The organism is Paenibacillus sp. FSL H8-0332 (assembly GCF_037963835.1).
GTDB lineage: Bacteria > Bacillota > Bacilli > Paenibacillales > Paenibacillaceae > Paenibacillus_AQ > Paenibacillus_AQ rhizoplanae.
Genome location: NZ_CP150145.1, coordinates 3,920,966 through 3,938,018, shown reverse-complemented (window position 1 = coordinate 3,938,018; position 17,053 = coordinate 3,920,966). Strand labels below are relative to the sequence as shown.

The 17,053-nt window shown below is 52.1% G+C and carries 15 protein-coding genes; 12 read left to right on the top strand and 3 right to left on the bottom strand.

The window, feature by feature from the left end; translation table 11 throughout:
* Window positions 1-37 precede the first annotated feature (37 nt).
* The 9 genes from NST43_RS17010 to NST43_RS16970 all read left to right on the top strand — a co-directional run bounded on the left by NST43_RS17010 (window position 38) and on the right by NST43_RS16970 (window position 10,655).
* Entirely contained in the window at window positions 38-1,327 is a 1,290-nt protein-coding gene (locus NST43_RS17010) for a competence/damage-inducible protein A (protein ID WP_339218265.1), read from the top strand.
* 298 nt (window positions 1,328-1,625) lie between these two features.
* Entirely contained in the window at window positions 1,626-2,690 is a 1,065-nt protein-coding gene (recA, locus tag NST43_RS17005; protein WP_209992773.1) for a recombinase RecA, read from the top strand.
* 200 nt (window positions 2,691-2,890) lie between these two features.
* Window positions 2,891-3,628 (top strand): RecX family transcriptional regulator, encoded by a 738-nt coding sequence (locus tag NST43_RS17000; protein ID WP_339218263.1) that lies wholly within the window; start codon window positions 2,891-2,893, stop codon window positions 3,626-3,628.
* Between the two features lie 309 nt (window positions 3,629-3,937).
* A complete protein-coding gene (rny, locus tag NST43_RS16995; RefSeq protein WP_339218262.1) occupies window positions 3,938-5,479 on the top strand; it encodes a ribonuclease Y in 1,542 nt (513 codons plus the stop codon).
* Between the two features lie 223 nt (window positions 5,480-5,702).
* Window positions 5,703-6,497, top strand: coding sequence for a TIGR00282 family metallophosphoesterase (locus NST43_RS16990; RefSeq protein WP_339225449.1), 795 nt, complete (start codon window positions 5,703-5,705; stop codon window positions 6,495-6,497).
* A gap of 202 nt (window positions 6,498-6,699) precedes the next feature.
* On the top strand, window positions 6,700-6,960 hold the full coding sequence (locus tag NST43_RS16985; protein WP_019910496.1) for a stage V sporulation protein S: 261 nt from the start codon (window positions 6,700-6,702) through the stop codon (window positions 6,958-6,960).
* A gap of 160 nt (window positions 6,961-7,120) precedes the next feature.
* On the top strand, window positions 7,121-8,104 hold the full coding sequence (locus tag NST43_RS16980) for a membrane dipeptidase (RefSeq protein ID WP_339218261.1): 984 nt from the start codon (window positions 7,121-7,123) through the stop codon (window positions 8,102-8,104).
* A 263-nt stretch (window positions 8,105-8,367) separates the two neighbouring features.
* A complete protein-coding gene (locus NST43_RS16975) occupies window positions 8,368-8,940 on the top strand; it encodes a phosphate propanoyltransferase (RefSeq protein WP_339218260.1) in 573 nt (190 codons plus the stop codon).
* A gap of 221 nt (window positions 8,941-9,161) precedes the next feature.
* Entirely contained in the window at window positions 9,162-10,655 is a 1,494-nt protein-coding gene (locus NST43_RS16970; protein ID WP_339218259.1) for a DEAD/DEAH box helicase, read from the top strand.
* A gap of 125 nt (window positions 10,656-10,780) precedes the next feature.
* On the opposite strand, the gene dapA is transcribed toward NST43_RS16970, so the two are convergent.
* Window positions 10,781-11,686 (bottom strand): 4-hydroxy-tetrahydrodipicolinate synthase, encoded by a 906-nt coding sequence (gene dapA / locus NST43_RS16965; protein ID WP_339218258.1) that lies wholly within the window; start codon window positions 11,684-11,686, stop codon window positions 10,781-10,783.
* 121 nt (window positions 11,687-11,807) lie between these two features.
* Here dapA and NST43_RS16960 point away from each other — a divergent pair, with 121 nt between their 5' ends.
* Window positions 11,808-12,704, top strand: coding sequence for a LysR family transcriptional regulator (locus NST43_RS16960; RefSeq protein ID WP_209992780.1), 897 nt, complete (start codon window positions 11,808-11,810; stop codon window positions 12,702-12,704).
* Window positions 12,705-12,897: 193 nt separating this feature from the next.
* Here the strand turns inward: NST43_RS16960 and NST43_RS16955 are convergent, their stop codons facing one another.
* Both NST43_RS16955 and NST43_RS16950 read right to left on the bottom strand, forming a co-directional pair.
* A complete protein-coding gene (locus NST43_RS16955; RefSeq protein WP_339218254.1) occupies window positions 12,898-13,767 on the bottom strand; it encodes a CYTH domain-containing protein in 870 nt (289 codons plus the stop codon).
* A gap of 119 nt (window positions 13,768-13,886) precedes the next feature.
* Window positions 13,887-14,777 carry a LysR family transcriptional regulator gene (locus NST43_RS16950; RefSeq protein WP_339218252.1) on the bottom strand — a complete coding sequence of 297 codons (891 nt, stop codon included), beginning with the start codon at window positions 14,775-14,777 and terminating at the stop codon, window positions 13,887-13,889.
* A 169-nt stretch (window positions 14,778-14,946) separates the two neighbouring features.
* On the opposite strand from NST43_RS16950, the gene NST43_RS16945 reads away from it, so the two are divergent.
* Window positions 14,947-15,942 (top strand): ABC transporter ATP-binding protein, encoded by a 996-nt coding sequence (locus NST43_RS16945; RefSeq protein WP_339218250.1) that lies wholly within the window; start codon window positions 14,947-14,949, stop codon window positions 15,940-15,942.
* Entirely contained in the window at window positions 15,939-17,036 is a 1,098-nt protein-coding gene (locus NST43_RS16940; protein WP_339218248.1) for an ABC transporter substrate-binding protein, read from the top strand. Before NST43_RS16945 ends, NST43_RS16940 begins: the two co-directional genes overlap by 4 nt.
* Window positions 17,037-17,053: the final 17 nt, after the last annotated feature.

The following is a 17,053-nucleotide window of genomic DNA, read 5'->3' as shown; positions in this document are numbered from 1 at the left end:
TTGCTATATTTCTACAATCAGGAGGAGAACGTCAGCTATGAAAGCAGAGATTATTGCCGTTGGAACAGAACTTTTACTTGGACAAATCGTGAACAGCAATGCACAGTTTCTTTCAATAGAGCTGGCTGCATTAGGCATTGACGTTTATTTTCAGACCGTTGTGGGAGACAACAAGAACCGCCTGCTGGAGGCAATCCGGATTGCACAGAGCCGTGCGGATGTTATATTATTCACCGGCGGTATCGGTCCGACTGAGGATGATCTGACGAAGGATGCGCTGGCCGCAGCACTTGGCCGGGCCCTGCACATCGACCAGCTGGCCATGGACCATGTGCAGCGCTTCTTCGATGACCGCAAGATTGTAATGACCGAGAATAACCGCAAGCAGGCGCTTATCATTGAAGGAACGACCCCTCTGTCCAATGATACCGGCCTTGCGGTTGGGATTGCTTTTGCAGATGAAGACAAATATTATATCGTACTGCCCGGCCCGCCCCGGGAGATGAAGCCGATGTTCACCGATAAGGCTAAGCCGTGGCTGCAGCAGCATGCACTTACGAATGAAATGCCGCTCTACTCGAAGATGCTGAAGTTCGCGGGAATTGGCGAATCGCTGCTGGAGGACAAGCTGATTGATCTGATCCGCAGCCAGACCGATCCTACGATTGCCCCGTATGCCAAGGAAGGCGAAGTGACCGTGCGCATCTCCACCAAGGCGCCGTCCGAGCGGGAGGCTATGGTCAAGCTTGATCTACTTGAGAAGACGATTGCTGACATTCTGCCGGAGAATCTGTATGCCAACATCGATGTGCCGCTGGAGCAGTTGATTGTGGACTGGATGGCGGATGCAGGACTCACTCTGAGTGCTGCCGAGAGCTGTACGGGCGGTCTGCTCATGGAGAGCATTACGAATATTCCGGGCAGCGCCTCCATGTTTGCCGGGGGGATCGTGTGTTATTCCAATGATATTAAGAAAAAACTGCTCAATGTGCCCTCCGCTATGCTTGAAGGCCCGGATGCCCCGGGAGCGGTGAGCCGCGAGGTTGCGGAGGTGCTGGCTGAGCAGGTGCGTATGATCGGTGACACGGACTTCGGCTTATCGGTTACCGGTGTAGCGGGACCGGGATATTCCGAGCGCAAGCCAGTAGGTCTTGTGTTCGTAGGACTGGCTGAGCGGGGCTGCAAGACAGAGGTATATGAGCTGAATCTGAAGGGTACCCGTGACAACATCCGCCTGCGCACCGTCAAGGCGCTGCTGTACCGCCTGTGGCGCCGGCTGGAAGAACGCAAGGTTGCCACTCCGCTGGAAGGCTCGGCCTTGCAATAACTGTTCAGGGCGGTATATAATTTGTGTATGCGGAAGAACCGTGGCTTGAGCAATCATGCTGCGGTTTTTTGTTTTATATTAGGTATAACAAATTATCCTATGGTTGTTCCTATTCATGTGATGAGCAGAAGAGAAGTACCTGCAAAAGTCTTGCATCCGGAAGGAGGCCTGTGTCTTACAATATAAGGGAGTATTATCCCTGGGAGTAAAAAAAACGAATGTATGTTCGAAAAAAGACTTGGCAAGACCTTCAAAACACGTTATTATAATACTATAAACAGTGAAGGAAGTGGTCTGATTGTCAGATCGTCGTGCAGCGCTTGATATGGCGCTTCGTCAAATAGAAAAACAATTCGGTAAAGGTTCGGTAATGAAACTGGGAGAATCCACTCACATGAAAGTGGAAGTTGTACCTAGCGGATCTTTGGCACTTGATATTGCACTAGGTATTGGCGGACTTCCCAAAGGACGTATTATTGAAGTATATGGACCGGAATCTTCCGGTAAGACGACGGTTGCACTTCATGCGATCGCTGAAGTACAGAAGCAGGGTGGACAAGCTGCCTTCATCGATGCTGAGCATGCGCTTGATCCTAAGTATGCCAAGGCGCTTGGCGTTAACATTGATGAACTGTTGCTGTCCCAGCCTGATACTGGTGAACAGGCCTTGGAAATCGCTGAAGCGCTTGTACGCAGCGGAGCAGTTGACATCATTGTAGTTGACTCTGTAGCGGCACTGGTACCGAAGGCAGAAATTGAAGGCGACATGGGTGATTCCCACGTAGGCTTGCAGGCCCGTCTGATGTCCCAGGCACTACGCAAGCTGTCTGGTGCCATCAACAAATCCAACACGATTGCGATCTTCATTAACCAGCTTCGTGAGAAGATCGGCGTAATGTTCGGTAACCCTGAGACCACTCCGGGTGGACGCGCTCTGAAATTTTACTCCTCCGTCCGTCTGGATGTGCGCCGGGTAGAGGGTATCAAGATGGGTAACGATGTCGTGGGTAACCGTACGAAGATCAAGGTTGTGAAGAACAAGGTAGCGCCTCCGTTCAAGCAAGCGGATGTAGATATCATGTACGGTGAAGGAATCTCCAGAGAGGGTAGCCTTATAGATATCGGTACGGAAATGGATATCGTCAACAAGAGCGGCGCCTGGTATTCCTATGAAGGCGAACGTCTGGGCCAAGGACGGGAGAATTCCAAGCAGTTCCTGAAGGAACATCAGGATATTGCCCTGCTGATCGAGAACAAGATTCGTGAGGCCAGCAATCTGACGACTCTGGTAGCGGCGCCAACCGAAGCGGTTGTGGCTGCGGAGCAAGAGGAAGAAGAGAAGCTGTTGCTTGAGATCGAGTAATTTAACTCCTCATAATAATTAAATAATGAAGACAAGATGGATAGGCGCCCTGTGTAGGATATGACAGGGTGCCTTTTCGCAAGTGATCAAAATACAACAGCGGCCGGAAGTCCAAATGTTCACCGCAGCGACGACCAGGCTTCTGTTCAAATCTTCAATGCGTTTTATATTATTTCTAGCTTAACGAGGTGATTGACAGGATGGTTATACAATTGGATGCGGAATTCGAAGAACAGGATGAGCAGCAGGTGCTGGCGGATTTCCCGGCAGATCAAGAGCTGGAAATTACACGGGTAGAGCGGCTCAAGAAGTCGAATTATCGTTATCTGATCCATTTCGGAGACTACAACATGACTGTTCATGAAGATGTCATGATTAAATACCGGATGATTACGGGGAGTACTTTTGTGAAGGCTGATCTGGAGGATATCGTTGCCGCAGACGAGCGACAGCGGGCGTATGTGGAGGGGCTTAGGTATCTGGAGCGTAAGCCCAGAACCGCACAGGAGATGGCCCGCCGTTTAAGGGAGAAGGAAATAGGGGAGACTGTTATTGCCGAAGTTCTGCTCCGGCTACAGGAGGAACGTCTGCTGGATGACCCCTTGTACGCCAAGCAGTGGGCGGAGCAGCGGATGAAAAACCAGCGTAAGGGCAAGATGTGGATCCGGCAGGAGCTGCGGGAGAAGGGGATTGAGAAGTCCCTGATTGCAGAAGCACTGGATGAGATCACACCCGAGCAGGAGCTTGAGAGCGCGCTGCAGACCGGACGGAAGAAATGGAATACGCTCCGGGGAGATTTGAACGACAAACGCCGGAAGACAGGGGCGTTCCTCATGCGCCGGGGATTCTCAGGTGAAATGGTGCGTCAGGTGCTTGGGATTTTGCGGGATGAACAGGATTCTGAGGGGGAAGAAGAGGAGTTTTACTTCCCGGATTGATTCTCTTGACTTTAATGCGGTTATCGACTCTCTTGACAAGGTCTTTTTATAAATAATAAAATATAACATGAATCGGCATAAACTAAGAATCCTTTTTCCTTCCCAAAAAGCAGACTCTTATGTTCCGGTTCGCGTACAACTCATATGAAATGTAATCGCCGGATAAGGCGGGCAATGTGCATGTGCAGCATGTGCAGTATGGCAATCGGTGTATTACCGGTTTTTTGTATGGTGATGAACGGATAGTTTAACAACTGCACAAATACCCAAGGGAAGAACCTTGGAGGATGTCAACGAGGAGGTGAACAGATGGAAACATTGATCTGGGTCATTGTCGTTCTCGTTGTAGCTGCAGCATTCTTTGGATTCGGTTATTTTATTCGTAAATCCCTTGCAGAAGCTAAAATTTCAAGCGCAGAGAAAGAAGCCGTAGTCATCGTGGAGAACGCGAAGAAAGAGGCGGAGGCGCTGAAGAAGGAAACGGTACTCGAAGCTAAGGACGAAGTTCATAGAATCCGTACCGAAGCTGAGAAAGAAACTCGTGAACGTCGGAATGAAATCCAACGGCAAGAGAGACGTTTGCTGCAAAAGGAAGAATCGCTGGATAAAAAAATGGAATCGCTTGAACGAAAAGAAGAACAAGTAGCTAACAAAGAGAAACGAATTGATGAAACCCAACAGCAAATTGATGTTATTTACAAGAATCAGGTTACTGAACTGGAACGTATCTCCAATCTGAGCATCGATGATGCCAGAAGTATCATTCTCAGCAATGTAGAACAGGAAGTTCGCCATGAAACTGCTCAGATGATCAAGGAAATCGAACAGCAGGCCAAGGAAGAAGCGGACAAGAAAGCCCGTGAGATTATCACCTTGGCGATTCAGCGCTGTGCGGCTGATCATGTGGCAGAAACTACGGTATCTGTCGTTACCTTGCCGAATGAAGAGATGAAGGGCCGGATTATCGGTCGTGAAGGACGTAATATCCGTGCACTGGAGACTCTGACGGGGATTGATCTTATTATTGATGATACGCCGGAAGCGGTTATTCTGTCAGGATTTGATCCGATCCGCCGCGAAGTGGCCCGTACGGCACTGGAGAAGCTGGTGGCGGATGGACGTATCCATCCTGCACGGATTGAAGAGATGGTGGAGAAATCCCGCAAAGAAGTGGATGAACGGATTCGTGAATACGGTGAACAAGCTACCTTCGAGGTTGGCGTTCACGGTCTGCACCCGGATCTGATCAAAATTCTGGGCCGCCTGAAATTCCGTACGAGCTACGGTCAAAACGTACTCAAGCACTCCATGGAGGTTGCTTATTTGACTGGACTTATGGCCGGTGAGCTTGGGGAAGACATCGTGCTTGCAAAACGTGCCGGACTGCTGCATGATATCGGCAAAGCGCTTGATCATGAAGTGGAAGGTTCGCATGTGGAAATCGGCGTCGAACTGGCGAAGAAGTACAAGGAACATCCGGTGGTTATCAACAGTATCGCTTCCCACCACGGCGATTGCGAGGCTACCTCGGTTATTGCCATGCTTGTTGGAGCTGCTGATGCATTGTCGGCTGCCCGTCCCGGTGCACGCCGTGAGACCCTGGAAACGTACATCAAACGTCTGGAGAAGCTGGAGGAAATTTCGGAGTCCTTCGAGGGCGTCGAGAAATCTTACGCCATTCAGGCGGGCCGCGAGGTTCGCGTAATGGTACAGCCTGAGAAGATTGATGATGCAGAAGCTTTCCGTCTGGCCCGTGATATTACGAAGATGATTGAGAGTGAGCTGGATTATCCGGGTCATATCAAGGTTACTGTAATCCGTGAGACACGCGCTGTAGAATATGCGAAATAAATAAGGAAATCGGCCCCCTTGCGGGGCCTTTTTTCTTGCGTGCAAGCCGTGAGCTGCTGGTATATCCATTCCCGCTGGAGCCTGCTGCATAATCTAATATGCTCTATCCTGGGCCGCATGCGCCGTGGAGTTTGGAATGAAGCAGAATAGGTGAAATTATACTTAAGCAGCGATTTATGGTTGGCAGAGCATACACAAACCAAAAATTTAGGAGGAGAAGATTATTAAAGTTTTATTTATCGGAGACATTGTAGGCAATACAGGCAGAAAAGCGCTGCGTGAAATGCTGCCTTCCCTGAAAAGCAAATATCAGCCGCATATCATCATTGCCAATGGTGAGAATGCCGCTGCCGGCAGAGGAATCACCGCTGCCATCGCTAACGAATTTTTCAACTGGGGTGTCCACGGCATTACGATGGGCAATCACACTTGGGACAACAAGGATATCTTTGAGTTCATCGACGACGAGCCGCGGATCATCCGTCCGGCTAACTTCCCGCCAGGGACACCGGGCCGGGGGTATACCGTCGTTAAGGGAAATGGCAAGCAGCTGGCGATTGTGAATCTGCAGGGCCGCACCTTTCTTCCGGCGATCGATGACCCGTTCCGGGTAGGCGAGGAGATTGTGGAAGAGCTGCGCAGAGAGCACAAGTGCATTCTGGTGGATTTCCATGCGGAAGCGACCTCCGAGAAAATAGCGATGGGCTATTTTATGGATGGACTGGCTTCAATTGTTGTCGGCACGCACACTCATGTGCAGAGCAATGATGATGTGATCTTGCCTGGAGGTACGGCGTATCTTACAGATGCGGGTATGGTTGGTTCAAGAGAAGGGATTCTGGGTATGGAAAAGGATGCGATCATCTATAAATTTACAACTCAGCTTCCCTCCCGGTTTGTAGTCGACGAAGGCAAATGGCAGCTGCATGGTCTATTCGCAGAACTTGATGAAGGTACAGGCAGAGCGACACGACTGGAGAAGATCCGGCTGCGTGAGGATGAATGGGTGATGAGCTAGAAGGGTTTTCGCACAAATAGGTAATTCGGTAAGACTCATTTTGTTTTGGGTAAAGTGTGATATTTATTATATCGAAAAAGAGTATCTTTTGAACTATTTTCTCCGGAGAGGTCCGCAAAAAGAAGGAATTAATTCTTCTGAAGCGAATAACATCTACTGTAGTGGAAGAAGAACACCATCATTCCCAGGGGAGGTACTTACTATGGATGTATTAAAAGTATCAGCTAAATCCAATCCAAATTCCGTTGCTGGCGCATTAGCAGGTGTTCTTCGCGAACGTGGATCGGCCGAGCTACAAGCTATTGGAGCAGGAGCACTGAACCAGGCCGTTAAGGCCGTTGCCATCGCCCGGGGATTTGTCGCACCTAGCGGAGTGGACTTGATCTGTATTCCGGCTTTTACGGATATAGTGATTGATGGGGAAGACCGGACGGCTATCAAACTTATTGTAGAACCTAGATAACTCAAGTGAATCTTTTAGATTAAGCCTGTTTACACTGTAAACAGGCTTTTTGCTGCGCTGACTGCTGCTTCCGTTAGGCGCATATATATAAAATAGACACTGGGCCGTCAACGGTTCATTCGGAATATTCAGAAGGTGAAGGAAGAAGGAGAGCTGACCTATGGCGAAGAACAGGAAGCTGAAGGTGGCGGATTTTCATTGTGATGCCCTGAGTAAGCTGCAGGCGAATCCAAAGATAGACTTCAAGAATGATCCCCGTCTGGATGTGACCGCAGAGCGGCTAGCGGAGGGGAATGTCGAACTGCAGGTTTTTGCGATATATTTGTCTGCGGTGCGCGGAAGGGCGAAATTCGAGGATATCCTGGGCCAAATCGAATGCTTCCGCCAGAAGGTAGTCGGTATGGGAGGCCTGCAGTGGCTGCGCTGGAAGGAGGAGGCCGTGGAGGGTGGCTTAACTGCCCCGGCCTTTGGAATGCTCTCTCTGGAAGGCGTGGACGGTCTGGAGGGCAATCTGTTCTATGCTCAGTTATGCTTCGAGCTGGGCGTGCGTTGTCTGGGCGTTACCTGGAACTATGCGAACTGGGCAGCGGACGGTGTGCTGGAGCGGCGCAACGGCGGTTTCACCGAGCAAGGCCGGAAGCTGATTGAATGGTGCAACGGCAGCGGTATGCTGCTGGATGTATCGCATTTGGCCCCGGCAGGCTTCTGGGAGCTGCTGGAGCACAGTACCCGTCCGTTCATTGCTTCGCATTCGAATTGTGCTGCGGTATGCAGTCATCCCCGCAATCTGAGTGATGATCAGCTGAAGGCACTGATTGTAAGGGACGGGCGAATCGGGCTTACCTTTGTCCCCTGGTTCGTGCGGGATGGAGGAGGAGCCAAGCGGGAGGATATGCTGAGGCATATTGAGCATGTCTGTGGTCTTGGCGGGAGCGGACAGCTGATGTTCGGCTCGGATTTTGACGGCATTGACTCGTGGGTAGAGGGGCTGGAGCATCCGGGACAATATGCGGAGTTCGCCGATCTGTTGCTGAAATACTATCCGGAGGCTGATGTGCGGGGCTGGCTGTATGAGAATGCGCTGGGGTTCTTGAGGGAGCAGCTGCCTTCTTCCGCAGGTAGTGCCTCTTTTCTCGAAAGATAAGAATTTATATGTTGCACACGATAAATTATCCTTCTATTTCTCGCTGAAACGATACCGTCCTTTTAAAGGACGGCAAAGCCGTTTCCACTTACCCGGAAGTGACTATGAATTGGAAAAACCAGGATGAAGCATTCACAGAATCGTAATATGCCCGGAAAAAAGGCTCGCATTGTGATGCGGGTCTTTTTATTTGCGGGTAATTAGATGTATAATGTTCAGTGGCTTGTACAGATACTAGAGAAAATACAAGGAGTGACTTAAAAATGAGCAAGACTGTACCCGTAGGTGTGTCGGCCCGGCATATTCACCTTACGCAGGAGCACGTAGAAGCATTGTTTGGCCCAGGTTATCAATTGACCGAGTTCAAACCCCTGTCCCAACCCGGACAATTCGCAGCGAATGAGCAAGTGGCTGTAATTGGTTCGAAAGGGAAGTTCGACAAAGTGAGAATCCTCGGACCTGCCCGTCCGGCTTCGCAGCTGGAAGTATCCCGCACAGACTCCTTCAGCCTCGGCGTGAAGGCACCTGTCCGTGAATCCGGCAATATTGAAGGAACACCTGGAATTACGATTAAAGGACCTGTCGGTGAAGTTGAGCTGGAGACTGGCGTTATTGTAGCAGCGCGCCACATCCACTTCCACACTTCCGAAGCAGAAGCTTGGGGCATTGCCGATAAGCAGCTCCTGAAGGTACGTCTGGGCGGCGAACGCGGCCTGGTGCTGGAGAACGTGCTTGCACGCGTATCCGACAACTTCAAGCTGGATATGCACATCGATACCGATGAAGCTAACGCTGCCGGTGCCAATAATGGCGATATCGCTGAAATCGTAGATTAGTATCTTAATTATAGTGAAGACAAGAGCAGGGGACCCTTCCTCTGCTTTTTTGCTGTATTTTTTTTTGAAAAGAAAGAAATGAAAGTTTTCATATTCGCTTTTCTGTGTTATCATTATGTGTTATGACTTTGCTGAGCGCTATGTGGAGACGCCGCAAAAGGAATATTCAGTAATGGAATTATGGATTCACCAATATATGTATGCACAATGAAGGAGATAAAATGACATTTAACGATTTGAACCTGATCCCCCCGATTCTTAAGGCGCTTAGCCTGGAAAACTATACATCCCCAACCCCGATCCAGGAAGAGTCTATTCCTGCGGCATTGGCCGGCAGAGACATCCTGGGCTGTGCACAGACGGGTACTGGTAAAACAGCGGCCTTCTCGTTGCCGATTATTCAGCTGCTGAGCCAGCAGCCGGGCAGAACCGGCGGAGGCAAGCGCATCCGTTCCCTGATTCTTACGCCTACCCGTGAGCTGGCGCTGCAAATTCAGGAGAACATTCAGGCCTACAGCAAGTTCACAACGATCCGTTCGACAGCCATTGTCGGTGGGGTATCACAGAAGGCGCAGGAGCGGGCGCTTGCCATCGGTGCCGACATTCTGATTGCTACACCGGGCCGTCTAATCGACCTGATCAGCCAAAAGCGTGTGGATCTGCAGCATGTGCAGATTCTCGTGCTGGATGAAGCGGACCGCATGCTGGACATGGGCTTCATTCATGATGTAAAGCGGATTATCGCCAAGATGCCGCTCAAGAAGCAGACCTTGTTCTTCTCGGCAACCATGCCTACAGAGATTTCACAGCTGGTGAAGACGCTGCTCGTCAATCCGGTGAAAATCGAGATTACTCCGGTATCCTCTACAGTAGACAGAATCGAACAGTCGATCTATCTGCTGGAGAACGGAAATAAGCAGAATCAGCTGAACCGTCTGCTGCAGGACCCGTCGATTGTATCGGCGCTGGTATTCACACGTACCAAACGCGGCGCGGACCGGGTAACCCGGGACTTAACCCGCATTAATATTACAGCACAGGCCATTCACGGCAACAAATCACAGAATGAGCGCCAGAATGCGCTAAGAAACTTCAAGAGCGGTACGACACGGGTACTGGTAGCCACAGACATCGCCGCGCGCGGAATTGATATTGATGAGCTGTCCCATGTCATCAACTTCAACCTGCCGAATATCCCGGAAACCTATGTTCACCGTATTGGCCGGACCGGCCGTGCGGGGATGAGCGGCATTGCCATCTCGCTGTGCGAAGCGGAGGAAATTCCGTATCTGAAGGATATCCAGAAGCTGATCGGCAAGACGATTCCGGAGATCAAGGATCATGCGTATCCAATGTCTAAGAGCAATCTGGCATTGCTGGCAGACCGTCCCGGCAAAGCGCCGGTCAAACCGTCGCAGAAAGCCAAGACGAATCCGCCCCGCAAGCCGAAGTCGGAATGGTTCGCGCAAGGCAAACAGCAGGGCGGCAGCAACGCAGGTGGCGCTAAGGGTGCATCTGGAAGCGGCCAGCAAGGTAGCGGAGCTAGAAGCGCATCGGGAAGTCAGGCTAATGCCAGCAGCCGTCCAGGCGGCAGCCAGAGCCAAAAATCACCCGGTGGCTCATACGGCCGTTCAAGCCAGTCTGGCAGCAGACCTGGCGGCAGCCAAAGCGGTCGTCCGTCCAGCCGTCCAGCGGCTAAAGCGGGCCGTTCGTAATCGACTTTGCAACGTGTAGTGATGCTAGCCAGTAATACTAAACCCTATCTAACAAAAAACACCCGCCATTCTCAGTGTCTCACTGAAGATGGCGGGTGTTTGTCTGTTACATGGCCTCTTATCTGTTACATCGCTTCTTGTCTGTCACTGGCAGCTTCCCCTGCAAGGTAGGCGCCCAGTTCTTCGCGCAGCGCGGCGCTAATGGAGGTCAATGGCAAGCGGAGCGTATCCGAGGAGAGCTCTCCGAGTGCTGTGAGCAGCCATTTGATCGGAGCCGGGTTGGACTCCTTGAACAGCAGCTTCATCAGCGGCACCAGCTGATCATAGGCAGCCTGCGCAGCCTCAACCTGACCCGCTCTGTATTGCTCGTAGATGCCGAGGAAGCGGTCGGTATGTACGTTGGCCGAGGCCAGCATGCCTCCGGCGGCTCCGTAGCCCAGCATGTCGAAGAAATGCAGATCGTCGCCGCAGAGCACGGGCTTGCTGCCGCTCTTGGACAGCTCGGAGACGAGCAGGGGAGAGCCGGAGCAGTCTTTTAACCCTACGACATTGTTCATCTCCAGGATCGTACGGGCGGTGTCCAGCGTCATGCCGACTCCAGTGCGGCCCGGGATATCATAGGCCATAATGGGCAGACCTACCTCTGCTGCCTTGCGGAAATGGGCGATGATGCCTTCCTGTGACGGACGGCTGTAATAAGGAACAACCACCAGTGCGGCATCTGCACCTGCGTTCGCCGCCAGCTCAGTACGGGCCACGGTAGAGTAAGTATCATTCGTACCTGTGCCTATCACGAGCGGGATGGTGCTGGACTTCAAGAGTTCCCGTGAGGTATCCACGAGTGTCTGTAATTCCTGTATATTGACTGTCGGCGATTCTCCAGTGGTTCCATTGACGACCAGACCATGAATATTGTTCTTGATGATGTTGTTCACATAACGCTGATACGATTCCAGATCAAGCTCACCAGCAGCATGGAACGGGGTGACCACGGGAACATAGATTCCATAAATCTGTGCTTCTGTTAACATGAATATCGTCCTCCAAAAATGTAAAATCCGTTTGTTCTACTGTACCATGGATTATTGCATCGTTGTTAGCTATAATAAATGATGTGGGTTATCAATAATATTGATGTTAGGGTGAGAGACGATGGACTTAACGTATATGCGGACCTTCCGCGAAGTGGCCAAGCGGCAAAGCTTCACGCGCGCGGCTGAGGAGCTGGGCTATGCACAATCCAGCGTTACGATGCAGATACAGAAGATTGAGAAGGAATATGGAGTGCCGCTCATTGAACGTCATGGCCGCGCCTTGCGCTTAACTCCTCCGGGGGAAGAGCTGCTTAAGCTGTTCGTTGAAATTCTGGATCTCTATGACCGCTCTAAGGAAACGATCGCCCAGCAGATCGGCGGAACGCTTACTATCGGAACGATTGATTCCCTCGCGGCCTTCTACCTGCCACCGTTCCTGCAGCAGCTGCGGACGATGTTCCCCGGTCTGAATATTCATTTGCAGACCGAGCAGGAGGCCAAGCTAGTCTCCAAGATCAGGGACGGTGAGGTCGATATCGGCCTCCTGCTGGACCGCAGTACGGTGGATAGCGCGCTTACGCGAACGATCATCCGCGAGGAGCCGCTTGTCCTGGTGGCACCAGCCAGCCATCCGCTGGCCCGGCTGGAGCAGGTAACCCTTCAGGATCTGAACAACTGCGAGCTGATTGTCTCCGAGGAGAGCTGCATTTACCGCAGCCTGTTCGAGAACCTGCTCCGGGACCATGGGATTGAGTTCCGAATTGGTTTTGAGCTGTCGAATCTGGAGGCGATTAAGCGGTGTGTGCGCAATGGCCTGGGCATAGCGCTGCTGCCGCGGATTGTGGCTGAGGAGGAGATCGAGCGGGGGAACCTGTCCGAGCTGTCTTTTGCCCACCCGGAGATCCATTTCGATCTGCAGCTACTGCTGCATCCGAAGAAGTGGAAGTCCCTGCCGCTCCAGTCGCTGATTCAGATGCTGCTAGAGGATGCTAAGGCGAAGACGGTTGCGCTGTGAAGGTGACGTAACCGGGCAGCGGCGAGTCACCTCTCGGAGATTCATACCAATAGAAGAGCACTGCCGTATCACCCTCATGAAGGGTGCGGCAGTGCTCTTTTTTCGAGTTATAAGCAAAATCGGTTGCTCCACGCTGTACATTGGGGTTCCAGTTGTCGCAACTCCTTCTTCTCAGCTAATATTGACGATTACGCTAATACCGTTCCAGAATCAGCTGGGTCTTGAGGCCATCGGCAGGAAGAAGCCAGCCCTCGGCGTTCAGTTGGCTCATCAGCCCGGCACGTAACCCGGTTACACTGGTGCTATCGGTGGTTTTGAACGAAATCTCCACGATATTCTGGATGCCGCTTCCCGCCTCGTCACGCACTGGCCATACCTCAAGAGTGATCTCCTGATTGTTCCAGGTGCCTGTATACCGCTCGAAGGTCAACGGGCCATGCGCCCGGGAGGCTGTCAGCTTCTGCTTCCCCCAGTTCGACGCAGACCAGTTCTTCAATTTGCCCGGAAGCTTGTCCAGCAGCAGCTTCAAGGCCTCGTCCTCAGCGGGAAGTACGGCTCCGGTAGCTTTGGTGCTGACCTTCTTGGTATTGGAGAAGCTAAGGGTCTGCTTGCCATAACCCCAATCCACCTCTGCTTCATAGTTGTCATCGGAGGCGTCGAAGCCCTCCTGATTCGCCAGGGTGAGCGCAGCCTGGATATTTCCGTTCACGACAGGATAACGTTTCTTGTAGGTCAATTCATAATCGGATTTGTTCTCTTTTTTGCGCAGCCGCACATCCCACCCCTTGCTGTTCAGCTCAAGCATGTCGGTATCGAAATACCCGACTCGAATAGCCTGTGGAGTAGAATTCAGGTCGAAGGTATCCCTGACCTCACTGCGCGGCGATCCGCTGCTGTCCAGTACAAGATCAGGGTCTGCCAGAAACTTCACTTCATAAGCTGGAACTGCGTTAGCTGCGGCTGAGACGCGCTCCGGCAGCAGGATGCCCTGTCCGGCTAATCCACCGCCTGCTGTCACAATACTCAGCATGAAGGACAGAGTAAGCTTTTTCCATTTTCTCAAGCATCATCACTCCTATGATCAGGTTTGGGTACATGACCCACTTTACGGGCCAAGTATATGGGAGCGGTTAAAGTGAAAGGGGAATTGCGTTAATCCTGCATAGACTTACTCAATGACGGCTAACAGTTTTTGGTGGCCAGCAGGCTGCTCCGGAAGCTCTCCATCTGTACCGAAGGATGCCGGTCCTTGTTATGCACGGCATAGATATAACGCGGCGCCATTTCCCCTTGAATAGGCAGCACCTGAATTAGGCCTTGCTGCTGCTCCCACTGTACCGCCATCCGGGACATCATGGAGATGTGGCCGCCCAGCTGCACGAGCTGCTTGATGGCCTCCAGCGAATCGACCTCAATTGTATTGCGCAGCTGCAGCCCTTGCTGTCCGAACCAGCGCTCGGTCAGGCGGCGTGTGCTGGATTCGCTTCCATGCAGCGCAAAGGGAGTCTTACTCATCTCCTCCATAGTAAGCTGAGTCTTGCGGGCGAGCGGATGCTTAGGAGAACAGATCAGGACGAGGTCATCTGTAATCAGCGATTCAGCCTGCAGGGCAGGCTCGGTGAAAGGCTCGGAGGAGATCACACCTAAGTCAATTTCATGACGGATCAGCATCTCCCGGATGACCGGGGAGGGCTTCACAGACAGAGCCATGCGGATGCCGGGGAACTCCCGGGAGAACGCATGTAATATGGAAGGCAGCAGGTAGGTTGCAGGTACATAGCTGGCTCCAATCAGCAGCGTTCCCCGGTAGAGGGTGTCGAATTCGCCGGCTACCCGGCGGGCCTCGCGGGCAAGCGCATTAATTTTCACGGAATAATGAAGGAGCGCTGCTCCGGCCTCAGTGAGAAAGGTTTTGCCGCTGCGGGCTTCAAACAGCCGGACCCCAAACTCTTCTTCAAGCGACTTCATATGAAAGGTTACGGTCGGCTGCTTGATCCCGAGCACCTCAGCTACGCTGGTCATATGGTGCAGCTGGTCGATCAGTTCAATGATTTGCAGTTTCATCAGATTCATAGTTTAACCTCTTCTAAGCGTTAGTGGGAGATCCCCTACCATAGATTTTATCTATGAACGTTAACAGAATTCATATATAAAGTTAATTACATGTTTACATGAAAAATAAACAACCTGCGAATACAGACGTTAGACTGAGGACAGCTCAAGAAGACAGGCAGGGATCGAAATGAATATTGAGATTAAGGGGATTCATAAAAGCTTTGGCGGACAACCGGCGCTGCTGCCTGCCGGGCTGGAATTGAAGCACGGTAAGTTCACCACCTTACTGGGGCCTTCCGGATGCGGCAAAACCACGCTGCTGCGGATGTTAGCGGGCCTTGAGCGCCCGGATGGCGGGGAAGTTTACGCTGACGGGAAATGTTATTTCTCCGCTGCGCAGCGGATCGATGTTCCGGTACACAAGCGGGATTTCGGGATGGTGTTCCAGGATTTTGCACTCTGGCCGCATATGACGGTGTATGAGAATGTGGCCTTCGGGCTGAAGGCCTCAGGGCAGCGTGCGCAGCTGCGGAGCAAGGTACTGGAGACACTGGAGATGGTCCGGCTGCAGGGGATGGAGAACCGGTATCCGCATCAGCTGTCGGGCGGTCAGCAGCAGAGGGTTGCTTTTGCCAGAGCGGTAGTTGTCCGTCCGGGTGTCGTGCTCTTCGATGAGCCGTTAAGCGCGCTGGATGCCGTACTCCGGGAAGAGATGAGGGTGGAGATGATGTCGCTGGTCCGGGACATGGGTCTAACTACACTCTACGTGACCCACGATCAGATCGAAGCGATGTCGATGTCCGACGAGATTGTAGTTATGAAAAGCGGGCGGATATTGCAGACAGGAACTCCTGAAGCGGTATACGAGGCCCCGTCAGAGCCGTTCGTCGCTTCGTTCATCGGCAAGTCGAACTGGCTAACGCCGGAGCAGGAGATGGTGCGGCCTGAACATATCGGATGGAGCCGCACGGCGGGCGATGATCTGTGTTATTCCGCTATTGTACGGAGTGTCAGTTATGTCGGAGAGCGTTATGAGATCCGTGCGGAGGTGGAGGGGGCCGGAATATGGACAGCCTATCTGAACAACCGGATTCCTGTAGGAGAAAGGGTTCAGCTCTATGTCTCACCGCGGCGGATATGCCGTATGAATTCAAATGAAGAAGAACCTAAAAGGGGCGAATGATAATCATGAAATGGAACAATCCGCGTAAACAAGGGGCAATGCTGTTGTTATCTGCTGTGATGAGTATGAGTCTGGCGGGCTGCGGTACGGGCAACAGCACCAGTGCGGGTGAAGCTGGAACAACGGCTGCACCGGAGACAACCGGCACTGCTACGTCAACTCCTCAAGCTACAGAAGCTGCATTAAGCGGCAAGCTGGTACTGTATTCCGCCGGCCCGCAGGGCCTGGCAGACGAAATTGTGAATGGCTTCAAGGCCAAGACGGGCCTCACGGTGGAAATGTTCCAGGGAACGACCGGCAAGATTCTGGCCCGGATGGAAGCGGAGAAGGCAAATCCGGTGGCCGATGTGGTGATTCTGGCTTCCTTGCCTTCGGCACAGGCTCTTAAGGCAGAGGGGCTGACGCTGCCATACCCGGAAGCGGCCAATAAGGACAAGCTGATTCAGGACTGGTCGGATGCAGAAGGCAATTATTTCAGCTCAAGCGCATCAGCACTGGGGATTGTCTATAATACGAAGCTGGTAGCGAATCCGCCCAAGAGCTGGGCAGAGCTGGCAGGTGCGGAGTGGAAGGATGCCGTCAATATTCCTGATCCGACGCTGTCAGGCTCGGCGCTGGATTTCATTACAGGCTATCTCAGCGTGAACGGCGAGCAGGGCTGGGATCTGTTCAAGAATTACAAGGCGAACGGTGTTGCCATGGCTGGAGCGAACCAGGAGGCGCTTGATCCGGTGATTACAGGAGCTAAGAGTATTGTCGCAGCAGGAGTAGATTATATGGCCTACAAGGCTAAAGCCAAAGGAGAGCCGCTGGATATTATCTATCCTGAGGAGGGCACCGTGGTTAGTCCGAGACCAGCAGCGATTCTGAAATCAAGCCCGAACGTGTCCAATGCCAAAGCATTCATTGATTATCTGTTGTCTGACGAAGCTCAGCAGCTGGTAGCGGATGCGTATCTAATACCGGGCCGCGAGGATATTGAAGCTTCGAACCGGACCAATCTGAAGGACATCCCGCAGCTTAAGGCAGACTGGACCTGGATGAGTGAGCACGGGAATGAGACGGCTTCGAAATTCGCAGAAATTTACAAATAAAGGATTAAGGTTGAGGT